Annotated in this window: 10 protein-coding genes; 4 read left to right on the top strand and 6 right to left on the bottom strand. The window is 59.2% G+C overall.

Annotation, left to right across the window (positions count from 1 at the left end):
* Positions 1-92 precede the first annotated feature (92 nt).
* Positions 93-1,058, bottom strand: a complete 966-nt coding sequence (locus AC6I6L_RS00900; RefSeq protein WP_497915830.1) for an amidohydrolase family protein — start codon at positions 1,056-1,058, stop codon at positions 93-95.
* Positions 1,059-1,283: 225 nt separating this feature from the next.
* Between AC6I6L_RS00900 and AC6I6L_RS00905 the strand changes: the two genes are divergently transcribed.
* The 3 genes from AC6I6L_RS00905 (at position 1,284) to AC6I6L_RS00915 (ending at position 5,513) form a co-directional block, all read left to right on the top strand.
* The gene (locus AC6I6L_RS00905) at positions 1,284-2,099 is read left to right on the top strand and encodes an ABC transporter permease (protein ID WP_497915831.1); all 816 of its coding nucleotides are present in this window, start codon (positions 1,284-1,286) and stop codon (positions 2,097-2,099) included.
* 173 nt (positions 2,100-2,272) lie between these two features.
* Complete coding sequence (locus tag AC6I6L_RS00910; protein WP_497915832.1) at positions 2,273-3,088, top strand: ABC transporter permease; 816 nt, start codon at positions 2,273-2,275, stop codon at positions 3,086-3,088.
* 943 nt (positions 3,089-4,031) lie between these two features.
* Positions 4,032-5,513 carry a CoA-acylating methylmalonate-semialdehyde dehydrogenase gene (locus AC6I6L_RS00915; protein ID WP_497915833.1) on the top strand — a complete coding sequence of 494 codons (1,482 nt, stop codon included), beginning with the start codon at positions 4,032-4,034 and terminating at the stop codon, positions 5,511-5,513.
* 337 nt (positions 5,514-5,850) lie between these two features.
* On the opposite strand, the gene AC6I6L_RS00920 is transcribed toward AC6I6L_RS00915, so the two are convergent.
* The 3 genes from AC6I6L_RS00920 to AC6I6L_RS00930 all read right to left on the bottom strand — a co-directional run bounded on the left by AC6I6L_RS00920 (position 5,851) and on the right by AC6I6L_RS00930 (position 8,090).
* Positions 5,851-6,330 carry a universal stress protein gene (locus tag AC6I6L_RS00920; RefSeq protein ID WP_497915834.1) on the bottom strand — a complete coding sequence of 160 codons (480 nt, stop codon included), beginning with the start codon at positions 6,328-6,330 and terminating at the stop codon, positions 5,851-5,853.
* Between the two features lie 215 nt (positions 6,331-6,545).
* Positions 6,546-7,250, bottom strand: a complete 705-nt coding sequence (locus AC6I6L_RS00925) for a cyclase family protein (protein WP_497915835.1) — start codon at positions 7,248-7,250, stop codon at positions 6,546-6,548.
* Positions 7,251-7,316: 66 nt separating this feature from the next.
* Positions 7,317-8,090 carry an IclR family transcriptional regulator gene (locus tag AC6I6L_RS00930; RefSeq protein WP_497915836.1) on the bottom strand — a complete coding sequence of 258 codons (774 nt, stop codon included), beginning with the start codon at positions 8,088-8,090 and terminating at the stop codon, positions 7,317-7,319.
* 1,293 nt (positions 8,091-9,383) lie between these two features.
* On the opposite strand from AC6I6L_RS00930, the gene deoC reads away from it, so the two are divergent.
* A complete protein-coding gene (gene deoC, locus AC6I6L_RS00935) occupies positions 9,384-10,019 on the top strand; it encodes a deoxyribose-phosphate aldolase (protein WP_497915837.1) in 636 nt (211 codons plus the stop codon).
* 77 nt (positions 10,020-10,096) lie between these two features.
* Here the strand turns inward: deoC and AC6I6L_RS00940 are convergent, their stop codons facing one another.
* Both AC6I6L_RS00940 and AC6I6L_RS00945 read right to left on the bottom strand, forming a co-directional pair.
* Entirely contained in the window at positions 10,097-11,671 is a 1,575-nt protein-coding gene (locus AC6I6L_RS00940) for an extracellular solute-binding protein (RefSeq protein WP_497915838.1), read from the bottom strand.
* Positions 11,672-11,787: 116 nt separating this feature from the next.
* Positions 11,788-12,969 carry an NAD-binding protein gene (locus tag AC6I6L_RS00945; protein WP_497915839.1) on the bottom strand — a complete coding sequence of 394 codons (1,182 nt, stop codon included), beginning with the start codon at positions 12,967-12,969 and terminating at the stop codon, positions 11,788-11,790.
* Positions 12,970-13,257: the final 288 nt, after the last annotated feature.

Here is a 13,257-nt window from a genome sequence, read left to right on the forward strand (position 1 = left end):
GTGCAATTGGGTATTTGACGGGGAGTGGCTCAGTCGCGACGCGACTGATATCGTCGCGTCGATAAAAACACGCTTCGGTTCCGTTTCGTCCGTCAGTCGACGTTTACGAGGAGGTCTATCGCGTTTTCGCCGAGGATCGCTTCGGCGTCCGTCTGACTGGTCAGGTCCGTAACGACGTCGACGAATCGATCGAGTTCGTCGCTCGTGCGCGGTTCGTACGGGGAGTCGGTCCCGAACAGGACGTTCGAGACCGGAAACTCTTCGAGAGTCGTCCGGATTGGGGCGTGGTATCCGAAGAAGCCAGCAGTGTCGACGTACACCCGTTCTTCGAGCTGGTGTTTGAATTCAGCGAAGGATTTCATGTTGTCCATCTCGGGCCACCGACCGATATCGTTGTGCAGGTGTACTCGTCCCATCATACTCGCGATGTTGCCCCCGAGGTGATGGAAAACGGGGGTCAGGTTCGGGTAGGAGTCCAGTACTTCGCCGTGGATCAAGTCACAGACGGTCTTCGAGAGCGCCGCTTCGCGCCCGAAGATCGCGTTCAACCGGTACGTGTCGTCGAGCGTGTCCGGACCGAGCGAGTCGTGGAGTTTCGGGTGGATAAACAGCGGCGCACCAGTTCGATCCGCGACCTCGAGGATCGGTTCGGCTTCCCGGTCGTCCGGTGCGATGCCCCCCGAGCTGGTTTCGATCGCCCCACCGTTGTAGCCACGGTCGAGACAGCGATCGAACTCGTCTGCGGCTGTCTCCCCGCCGGCCGCCACTGGAAGTGCAGCCAGACCGTACGCCCGCTCGTTCTCTGTGACGATATCGAGCAGTGCATCGTTTGCCGCAGCGGTTCGCTCGGCGTCGTCGAAGCCGATAAACGGTGGCTGTGAGAGGACCAGATCGTCGATCCCCGCCCGGTCGTACTGATCGAACACGAGGTCGGGATTACGGTGTATCGGGCCGATGATTCCGTCGAGGGCGGCCATCGACTCGGGAACGTCCACGACGAGATGTGCGCTAAAATCGACGACTCGCGTCTTCTGATCGGCTCTGGGAGGCGGACTCATACCCCGACCAACGGAAATCAAGGATTTATGCCTTCTGGTCGGAAGGTCGGAGACGACGCCGTCCCGCTCATACCACAGTTGATAGTTCCTTCGAGTCGTTGCCGGCGTTCCGCGCTCTGACTGTCTCGAACGTTCGACACGATCGTCGCCCCGGAGTGGCGACCCGATCGTGGCTGTGGCCCCCAGTAGCACAATATTTATGTGAGTGGTGCTGAATTGTCCCACATGGCCGTGAGAAACGAACAGAGTACACGTACACGTGTCACCAATGCGCTTACGCGTGATTCGCGGCTCGTCTTCATCCAGTCGCTGATCGCGCTCACGATCTTTTGGTGGATACTATCGGCGGCATTCGACCTCAGTCAGGCGATCTCGTCGCCGGAACTCGTCGCCGTCGAATCGTACGAAATCCTCGTCGAGGGAGAGTGGGTCGAACATCTGGTGGCGTCCCTGATTCGGGTAATCTACTCGCTCTCGCTGACGATCGTCGTCGGGAGCGTTCTCGGGGTCGCACTCGGGATGAGCCGGTTCTGGGAAGCGGCCCTGCAGGATTACGTGACGATCGGGCTGGCCCTCCCGTCGATCTTCGCCGCGGTGTTTGCCGCGATGTTTTTCGGCGTGAGCAACGTCACTCCGATGGTCGCAGGTGCAGCGATTGCGTTTCCGTTTCTGGCTCAGAACGTCTACGAAGGCGTCAAAAACGTCGATTCGAAATTAATCGAGATGTCGAGTGCGTTCGACCTCTCGCGTCGACGGATCATCAGGCAGGTCCTGATCAATTCCATCCTGCCACAGTTCTTTAGCGGGAGCCGGTATGCGTTCGCGCTCTGTTGGAAAATCGTCGTTCTCTCGGAGTTTATCTCGACGGAAAACGGACTCGGCTTCATGATTCGGATGCAGTTGAACTCAGTCTCGTTGACCGGTGTTATCGCGTGGACGTTGATTTTCACCGTGGTTGTCCTGATCGTAGAGTACGGTATTTTTCAGCAGATCGAAAAGCGAGTGTTCGCCTGGCGAGAGTCTTCTCTCGGGGGGTTCTAACAATGTTCATGACAAACGACCCGTCAGAATCGGTTTCGATGTACCGACCGCTCGTCCTTGATAATGCCCGACTCGCCGGGCAAGCGACGTGTCGAGCTACCCCGTCGGTCTTCGTTCGATCGGCAGTCGTCGATCAGGCGATTCCTGTTCCGTTCGCGGGGGTGAACTGACCGATGGCAACACAATCAGAAACGGTCGGAGTTCCCACACTGACCCGATTGCGTCGCAACACGACCGTTGCCCGTCTATTCGGAATTACCCTCGGTCTGATCGCCTGGACAGCCCTCGCGTCGATCTTTCCTGCCGGACAGATGCCGTACCCATACGAGACGTTCGGTGAAGTCTGGGGACTTATCGCGTCCGGCGCGGCTTTCTCCGACGTTGGCATCACTATTTGGCGAACGCTCTGGGGCTTCCTCGGTGCGATCGTTTTCGGTTCCCTCCTCGGAATCGCGATGGGGACGAGTCGCTACGGCCAGAAGTTCTTGACGCCGTACACGATCATTGGTCTCTCAATCCCCGCGGTCGCGTGGGCGGCGGCCTGTATGCTCATCTTCGGCTTTGGGAACCTCACGCCGATCGTCGCGACGATCCTGACGACGTTCCCGTACATCACGATCAACGTCTGGAAGGGCGTCGAGAATATCGACGTCGATCTGGTGAAAATGAGCAACGCCTTCGATCTCTCGTACACTCGGATCGTTACCCAGGTACTCATTCCCAACATCGCTCCACAGCTGTTTACCGCCGCTCGGCTGGGGCTTGCGATTTCCTGGAAGGTCGTCACCGTCGCGGAAATGTTCTCGGGGAACTCGGGTGTCGGCTACCGGCTGATTACCACGTACGACCTGTTCCTGTTCGAGGAAGCCTGGGCGTGGGCAGTGCTCTTCATGATTATCATCCTCGCGGTCGAATACGGGATCATGAAACCACTCGAGCGCCGCGTCTTCGAGTACCGCAACGACGTGGACTACGACCTGCTCTACTAGGTCGTCCCCTCGCTGTCACAGCCGCGCCCGTAAACCGGGACGTCGAAAATGCGTCCGTAAACCGACCCTTCGAAACCGCTTGACGGGCGACACACCTAGCAACGCGATATCCTCGTTCTGTCGGATCGTTTCGCGATACGACCACTCTGCGAGCGTTCCTCGTTCCTCGAGAGTTTGTCAGGGACTCGTATTGCAGTCGATACCGGTAGGTATCATACAGTGAGGCTCGGTTCGATACTGGATCTGGTCGTCAAACGGGTCCGGTACGGTCTACGGGTTTCGGCAAATACGAAACGCGAACCGCGATCGAATATTACACTAATACGGCCGTAATAGATTATAGGTAAATCGTCCTCGATCCGGCACAAAATCGTGTATGACGATCTTTATTGAGTCTATTCGGTCTCGATCGATGGCCTCGTTGTGCTCGTTTTGCCCGGTATGCAGGCCGCTATTCAAACACCCGTTCTACGTCGACCGTCGACGAACGTCCGCATCACCCGGTTTCGGCATAGACAAAATCCGATCGTGCCACTCAGCGGTGATACGAATTACCGTAACTCGTCTCCGGTACAACCACGACCCGTCCGCGGTTGCACCGGTAAACCGGTACAACGGACCGTCTGAAGGGTTCGAGATGTACCATCGCGAGGTCGCACGACGACCAATCGCTTCCGCACGTTCTGAGGTTACACATACCCGAACGTTCCGAGGTCGAACATATCAGCCGTGTCCGATCCCGTCTCCATTTCTCACCAGCCGCGGGTTCGTTTCGAGAGAGCAGCGATCGCTGCGGGGAGTGCCGGGGACGGTGAATCGATTCGCTCCCACAGGATTCCTCATGAAATAGACACGATGGTGGGCACATCCGAATCTAACACCGGTAGTCAGCCTCGTATCGAAGGCTAATATTTATATCAGTAGCCGCATAGAGGTAGGTACGATGGCACAGCAGAAAGATGTAGCCGATAGTATTGACGTTGCCAATTACGTCAACGGAAACTGGAGCGTTCCCTCCACCGAGGAGGGCCAACCGGTTATCAATCCCGCGACGGGCGACGAACTCGGTTACGTCGCTTTCAGTACCGAGAGCGACGTGGACGAGGCGGTTCGGGCCGGACAGGAGGCGTTCGAATCCTGGCGAAGTCGCCCGGTCGAAGAACGCATTCAGCCGATGTTCCAGTTCAAACAACTGCTCGAGGAACATCAGGACGAACTCGCAGAGACTCTCGTCCAGGAACACGGCAAAACGCGAGCCGAAGCAACCGGCGAACTCCGCCGAGGGATCGAAAACGTGGAGGTGGCCTGTGGGATTCCGACGATGATGCAGTCGGGGACGCTTCTGAACGCAGCGCCGTCGATCGACGAGAGCGGCGTGAGAAAACCACTCGGCGTGTTCACTGCTATTACGCCGTTTAATTTCCCCGGAATGATTCCGCTCTGGTTTCTTCCGTACGCCGTCGCGACCGGAAACAGCTTCATTCTCAAGCCGAGCGAGCGCGTCCCGCTGGTCGCCCAGCAGATATTCGAACTCCTCGATCAGACCGACCTTCCGTCGGGAGTGGCCCAGCTCGTCAACGGTGGCCCGGACACAGTCAATGCGTTGCTCGAACACGAAGACGTCGTCGGCGCGTCGTTCGTCGGCAGCACACCCATCGCAAAGCACGTCTACTCGACCGCTGCTGACCACGGAAAGCGCGTTCAGGCACAGGGCGGCGCAAAAAACCACGTCATCGTTACCGAAACTGCCGACCTCGAGTTCGCCGCCCAGAAGACGGTTTCGTCCGCGTACGCCTGTGGCGGTGAGCGGTGTTTGGCCAACGATGTCGCCCTCGTTGAGGAGTCTGTTTACGACGAATTCACGGACCTCGTTGTCGCCGCCGCCGAGGCACAGACTGTCGGGTACGGGCTCGACGAGGGCACGGATGTCGGGGCGCTCATCACGCCCGAACACGAACAGAGCGTCCGTGAGTACATCGAAGCGGGAATCGAAGCGAACGCGGATCTGCTCGTCGATGGGCGTGACGTAACCGTCGAGGGGTACGAAGACGGGAACTTCCTCGGACCAACCGTCTTTGGGGACGTTACGGCCGATATGTCGATCTCCCGTGAAGAGATCTTCGGTCCCGTCCTCGGTCTCGCTCCCGTAGCAAACATCGACGAGGCGATCGATCGGCTCAACGAGAGCGACTTCGGTAACGCAGCCAGCCTCTTCACCGGCAGTGGTGGCGACGCCCGACGGTTCCGCCACGAGGCTGACATCGGTAACCTCGGCGTCAACGTCGGGACCTCCGCACCGATGGCGTTCTTCCACTTCGGTGGGCGGAAAGACTCGTTCTTCGGCGATCTTCACGCTCAGGCCGACGATATGATTTCGTTCTACACCGACGAGTACGTCTACATCGAACGATGGCCCGATGCCTAACCCAATGGACAGTCGACGGTGAGCTGGGTCCGAACTGATCGATACTCTACCGAGACCCGCTGATAGAGGCGGCGGAGCGCGGCAGATGGCAGACCAAGTAATGAACCGAGATCACGACGGCACAGGAACCTGGTCAGGATCGTGTCTCGAGAACGGACCCGTTTCGTCGGGAAGCTACCGATACCAGCGCGCCTCCCGTCCTGTTGCAACACGTTTTTGATCCGACGAACTGTCTTCCAGTAGCAGAGCCGAACCACCGCAACCGATCTATCGCGGGACTCCGTCGCCGTCGACAATTCATGGATAACAGACGGTGTCGTGTTCGCTCCCGTCCGATCTAATCGTCGGTCATCACGGTTACCACTGGTCTCGTCGTATTCAGCAAGATGGACTGCGACGTACTTCCGAATAGTACCTTCCCGAGTTTCGTCCGTTTGCGACCACCAATTACGATGTACGAAGCGTCGATCGCGTCGGCCTTCGAAAGAATCCGGTCGGTCGGATCGCCCACGTCTCCCGTTGCCTCGTATGTCGCATTCTGCGGGAGCGCCTCCGACGCGACCGAGGCGGCGATTGATCGTGCGTCTTCGGTCGCATCCGAGACGGTGTAGTCGTCGGCGTCGTTCACCTCGCTTCCGTACGGTACGTCCCAGTCGGTTTCGAGCAACGTAGCTCCCGCTGCGACCTCCTCGAACCGGCTTTCGGTCATCACGTGCAGGACGTAGAGGTCTTCTTCGAGGGCCTCTGCGAGTTCGTTTGCCGTCGTAACGATGCCCGTAGAACTCCGTTTCCCATCGACAGCTGTCAGGATCGGCATACGCGTTCTACGCATATCGGATATAAAAATGTGACCTCGGCGCAAAACGGAACGTGATCTCGTCTATCGTCGCTACTGACTATTTGGTTCGCCACTGACCGATCAGCAGGCACCCACACGTCGGCTGTGAGATCGACCTTGTCGAGAGAGTCGGGATCGCGATCGATCGACGCCCCTCGCGAGAATCGATGAACGAGACCGCAGTCCGACGTCGCTCAGGAATCGAGCATCGCAACCGGTCGGATTGGCGATCCCGTTCCGTCGCGAATAGGCAGCGGAAACCCGATGAACGTAAATGATTTACCGACGACAGCATCGATGTTTCGAAGGTTCTCGACGTGTGGAAGGTCGTGGTGCTTACACAGGGTGTGGCATGGATACGTCAGGTCGTCGGGTGTATCCGGACTCGGCTGATCAACGCCGAAGTTCGCCACCTCGTGGTCGATCAACCACTGGGTCGCCGCTTCGTTCAGTCCAGGATAGTTCTCGGCGTACGCTCGCGAGGGATAGGTGCGGTCGTAGTGACCGGTTCTGATCAACACCGTGTCGCCGCTTTCGATACTGACATCAGCCTCGTCGCACGCCGTTGTGAGATCGTCGACGGTGATATACTCGCCGGGTCCGCGGTGTGAAACGTCGATCGCTTTCCCTGGTGTGTAAAATCGCTCCAGAGGCATGTCAACGATCGAGGTGCCGTCTGGTTTGTAATGAAGGGGTGCATCCACGTGGGTCGGTCCGTGGTCACACAGCAGGAGCGCGTTCGTCTCGAACGTAAACGGCGGCTCCTCGCCGAGTTCCTTCTCGAACATGTACGCGGTATCTTCGTGCGTGGTGTCTTTCCACAGCACTGTCTGCTGGTGGGTGTGATACACCGGGTGGCCGTCGTATATCTCCTGACTGAGGTCTACAAACTCGGGCATACTACGTTCGAGACAGTCGATCAACTTAGCTGTTGGCCTCGTCCGGCGTTCACGACGATCTCGAGATCAGTCGCCGTCGGATACCAACTCTAGTTCGATCGCGTTCGCTGCTCCCGAGACGATGTCGGGGATCTCTTCGGTGAACCGTTCGCCTCGGAGCCGATTTTTCGGGCCGGAAACGACGATCGACCCGAGCAACTCGCCCATCGGGACCACGGGGCTGGCCACCGCCCGGAACCCTTCCATCGACTCGCCGTCGTTGAACGCGACGTTGCGTTCTCTGATCTCCTCGAGTTCGTCGAACAGTACGTCAGGATCGGTGATCGTGTTCGCGGTTCGACGCGGAAGTCCGTGGCGATCGATAATCTCCTGAACCCGTTCGTCGGGCATCTGCGCGAGGATCGCTTTTCCAGCAGCAATGTTATGCAGGGAGAGCCGTGTCCCGAGTTTTTTGTACGGTTGAATCGCCATCTCCCCTTTCGCCTTTCGCAAGCAGACGGCTCGTTCGTGCTCTTCGGCTATCAGCCAGGCGATTTCCCGCGTTTCTTCTGCGACCTGCTCGAGAATCGGTCCGCCGACCTGATACAACTTGTTGTTACGCTGAATAGTCGAGCCGATGTCGAGAAATTTCATTCCCAGTCGATAGGTGTTCTCCTCTTTGATCAGGTACTCTAGATCCACCAGTGTCGAGAGGTGTGGATGAAGTGTACTTCGGCGCATGTTGAGAGCGGTTCCGAGTTCTGTGAGCGTCGCTGATTCGACCTCGTGTAGATGTTCAATGATAGCGAACGCCTTTCCAGTCGTCTTGACCGCCGGATCGCTCACCTGCGCTTTGTTCATGACCGTATATAATGGTTCTCCACGGAATATAGTTTACTGAATATCGAACCCTCCGGCCTGATAATTTTTTGTGACCTCTTCTGGCGATATTTATCTCACATAGGGGTGTGATTTTGTTGGTACGGTCCCCATCAAGACCGTTTGAAACGGACGGTGGTCGCCCCCACGGGCCACGGTCGATGGTACAGGACGACTCACCAGCCACGCATCGCGTATCCGCTGTGGTTGTTCGTCTTCGAAGTGAATGCTGCCCTCCTTCCGTATGCGTCGGTGTTCATGGATGCTACCGTGGTGCGATGGTCTGCTCTGTACAATCTACTGTCGACCATCTCTGGGAACTGGCTCTCGAGACCAGTTCGAAAGTAGCGTCCGGCCTCATCGATTATGCCGGGCAAAACTCGTACGGTCTGTTGTAATTCCTAACCGGTGCTTGCCCGATCGAACCGGCGATCACCGGTAAATCGTTACAACGGTCCGTGTTACGGATGCTGTTGCATAACGGAGAGACACATCTCGGTTGGTGACGCTAATCCCGAATGCCAGGCGTGTCGATGCAGAGTGACCCATAAACAAACTTTTTGATAGTTTTCTAAATTGAGTTCACATCTCTCAAATTTATACTCTATTTGAAATACTATTCACACATTACAGATAGGCAAGGCGAGTGCCTCGGGGCTTGACCCCGAGGCGGTTCACTACTGATCCACGGAGGGGCTGATCGGCCCCCTGCGACCTGATCTATAATCCGAAGCGATACACCCTAGTGACAGTCTGCATTGGCCCAATTTAGGTCACACTACGGCCGACGAAACCGTGCTTCGACCCGACGACAATCAGTTCCGCTAGTGTCACTGACCCCCGATCGTACGGCCGTCGTACAACTGAGAGTTCGCTGTCGAATCGGGGCTACGATGGCTGTCGATGCAGCACAATCGTCACGGCCTGTCGAAGGCGCGACGAAACCCAAACGGCAGTGGTTGTCGTGCGCGCTTCGAAAACCTGCGCGAAGAACGAACTCGACGACACCGGTCTCTTTGTGCTGGGAAGAACCCGTCGACTGACGCTGCCACGACCAGGACTTCGGTTCCAGAGGTGACTGGCACGGGTTCGACACAGCGTCTAACTATTTATAACATGACATCTCATTAGACACCTCTCCTATAATATACTACGATATCTGTTATAAACAGTATCAAAGTTTCTATTGCCTGTCGTCTGAGTATGGACTCGGCGTTTCCGAACGTGAGGAACTCGATCGGGCGTCTTTTTTATGCCCCGGCGACTCCACCCGGTATGGATCGCCACGCTCTCGCACCCCTGATCGATCACACCGTTCTCGGTCCAGAGACGACGCCCGGAGACGTCAGGCAGTGTCTCGACGCCGCCGCCGAGTACGGAATGAACGCCTGTATTCCACCCTACGCCGTCGAGGAGGCGGCCGAGTACGCACCCGACGTGACGATCGCGACTGTCGTCGGGTTTCCACAGGGCCAGCACAGTCACGACGTGAAACGCCGCGAAGGGGTCCTCGCCTGGAAGGCCGGGGCCGATGAACTCGATGCCGTACTCAACGTCGGACGGGTCAAGGCGGGCGAAGACGACGTCGTCCGCGCCCAGATCGCTGAACTCGTCGCCGCGGTCCCTATTCCAGTCAAAGTCATCATCGAGACCGCGTTGTTAACCGATGCGGAGAAACATCGAGCCTGCGAGGCAGCGGTGGCAGCCGACGCGGCGATGGTCAAGACCTCGACCGGCTTCGAAGCGGGCGGTGCAACCGTCGCAGACGTCGAACTCATGGCCGAGTACCTCCCGGTCAAAGCCAGCGGCGGCGTCGGAAGCTACGACGAGGCGATCGCCATGCTCGAGGCCGGTGCCGATCGAATCGGTGCCTCGAGCGGCGTCGAGATACTCGAGGGCGCGCCGGAGTAGCGTCCGGTCGATCTCCGAGCAGCGTCTGGTCGACGACTCCGTTCTCGTCGGCCGTCACCGGAATCACGGCCGTCAGCTCACCGTTCGGTGTCCTCGATCGCTGCCTGGAGATCGCTGGCCGCTGCTGCGGGGGACTTCTCGCCGACGACGGCCGCGTTGACTTCCGCCGCGATCGCTTCGGACTGATCGGGCCAGATCCGCGTTTCCGGGCGCGGCAGGGCGTTCTCGCCGGCGACGCGGAGCGTGTCGAGGTAGTTGCCGATCGGTTCGACGGCGCGTGCCTCCGATGTCTGGTACAGTTGCGGTTTCGACGGCAGCCACCCGACGAGATCGAGCATCGTGAGCTGAAACTGGTCGCTCATGGCGGCGCGGAGCACCTGAAGGGCCTTTCGTTTCCGGTTCGAGTTCGGGTTGAGCACGAGGTCCCAACTGCCGAGTGCGCCGGTCGATCCGCCGGTTCCGGGATACCTCGCATCCGACGGTGAGACGGCGTAGGGCATCGGCATCGCGCCGTAGTTGTCGACGCCGAGTGACTGTGAGTCGTCATCGGCGTTCAACCGGATCGCGTACGGCCAGTTGCGTTGCATGACCACGTCGCCGTTGAGGATGGCCATTCGGGCATCCTCTTCCATCCAGCTGGTGATCGCCGGCGATGCGAGTCCGGTCGGATACGCGTCGAGGGTGTTCGCATCGTGTTCGTCCGCGACGAGCGTTCGCATCATCCGCAAGGCCTCGACGAACACCGAATCGTCGATCGTCACGGGCCGATCGCCGACGGGGCCGAACAGGTAGTCGATCCCGCCGAAGTACGCGCCGCCGAAGGAGGTCAAGAGTTCGTGCCAGGTACAGCAGGCGGTTCCCTCGTAAACGTCCCACTGCGTGGCGAAGCCGTACGTCGCGTCCGAGGCGGCGGCGATCTCGTCGGTAACCTCCGCCCACTCGTTCCACGTCATCGGGTCGGTCGCCCACGCGTCGAAATCGGACTCGCCGTAGCCGGCCTGCCTGGCGTAGTCCTTGCGATACTGCATCGTCGGCACGTCGACGAACAGCGGGACGCTGTAGCGATCGCCGCCGGGACCTTGTCCCATCCGTGCTGCAGCGTCGAAGTAATCGTCGTCGACCGCCGTTAGCGTCCCCGAATCGAGTTCCTCGGTGAGATTCGCGAGCAGCCCCTGCTGGCGAAAGTCGTTCACCCACGGGCTGTCGACGAGCAACAGATCGGGCTCCGAGTTCTCAGCCCGGAGCAAATTCCTGTAGCTGTCTCGTCGTTCGTTGACGTCGAAGTCGCTCGACAGGAGTTCGATCTCGATGCCGTCGGCCCCGGCCGCTTGCAGCCTCGCGACGATTTCGGATTCGTACTCCACTGCCGTGGGGTCGAATCCGATGACGACGGGGCCGTCCGCCGCTTCCGCATCGTCGTCCGGTTCCGCTGAGCCATCTGGTTCGTCTGCGTCGTCGGTTCCAGTACCGTCCGTTTCGTCGCCGTTGTCGCTGGGTTCGGTATCGTCCGTCTCGTCTCTGTCGTCGGTGTCGCCGTCGGTGGTCAGTCGATCTTCTCCGTCGTCTGAGCAGCCGGCGATCGCGGCGACAGCGGTGGTCGTCCCCGCCACCTTGAGGAACGTCCGGCGGCGAACCCTCTCTCGTGGTGTCATTATCGACGCTTCTCATATCAAATTTATAAGTCCACCGACCAGTTACCGGGGGAGAACAGATCGAACGGTTCCGCCCACCTCTCGGACGGATACTCGACGACGGCTGGGTGCTCGGGTTACTTTTCGGCCATAATCCGATCGACCAGTTCCGTCTCATCGCTGCCGAGCGCCGACCGAACCAGCAGGTGACCGCCGAGGACCGAGGGGCTGATGACCGCGTCCGCGCCCGCCCGCTCGAGTTTCGCCGAGTTTTCGCGATCGGTCGCCGCGGCGACGATTCGGGCGTCGGGCGCGAGCTGGTGGGCGGTGAGGATTGCGAGTGCATCTTCGGCGTCGTGGTTCGTCGCGACGACGATCGCCTTCGTTCGATCGATTTTCGCCCGCTGAAGCGGCTCTTCGTCGCTCGGATCGCCCGTGACAACGGGGATGTCCCGATCGGTGAGGTCCGCCGCTGCATCGCGGTCTTTCGTTACGACGACGAACTGCTGGTCGCTGCGCGCGAGTTCGTCGACGATCGGTTCCGTCAGTTCGCCGTAGCCGAGGACGATGATGTGGTCCTCGAGGAGTTCGAGCTGTGAGTCTGTCATCTTTCCGAGCGTTTTCGAGATTCTGGTCTGGATCGCGGGACCGACGAGCGCGCCGATAGCGATACCGAAGCTGGCGACGCCGAGGACGACGACCGACATGGTAAACAGGATCGTCTCGGGGGTTTCCGGCCCGATATCGCCGTAGCCGACGGTGCTCGAGGTGATCAGCGTAAAGTAGAACGCGTCGAGGATGTTTTCGATGCCGTCGAACTCTTCTCGGAGGGCGTACGCCCCGAAGGTGCCGTAGGCCTGGACGCCGACGAGCGCGCCGCCGGCCGCCAGTTGCGTCGTGGTAAGCGACAGGGTCTGATCGAAGCGCTTTCGCGTAAACAGGAGAAACGGAATCGAGACGAGCGAGAGGGCGACGAGCGGCAGCGAGTACCGGCTCACCTGTAACAGTCCCTGGATCGCAGTCACCGGCAGGAGCAACAGCGTCGCGTACCAGCCGGCACGCAGTCCGCGGCGCAACGCGAGGGCGCTCCCAACCATTAAAAACCCGGTCAGCGCTCCGGTGAAGCCGACCGTCCGCTGGACCACTTCTGGGACGGACCCAGCCAGCAACCCGTATTCGACCGTCTCCTGGCCGATGTTGAAGACACCGGTCGCGACCGAAAGTAACGCGACGGCCAGCGCGAGCCAGATGGTCGCTCGGACCGTCACGATCCGTTTCCAGTTGTCCGGCAACCGTTCAAACACCGCTTCACCGACCATACAGACGGTCCGAGATGGTATCAGATAAACGTCTCCGTCTCGGCCGACGCCGGATGGACTGCAAATGAGAGCGGACCGTCGCCGACGATCGCCACCCGGCTTTAAGTATCGACGTATCGTCCGGAATCGGCTCTTGGAACGGCTAGAAGCTGCTTTCCGATCGCGGACGACAGAGCGGATCGCAGATGACAGAGCGGATCACGGACGATTGTAGCCGTAACCGTGTTATCGGCACCCGTGGCTGTCAGGGTCACTGGTTGCTGTCGCCGCCGGTCGGTACTGGTTTAA

It is taken from the genome of Halosolutus sp. DAT137, assembly GCF_059736405.1.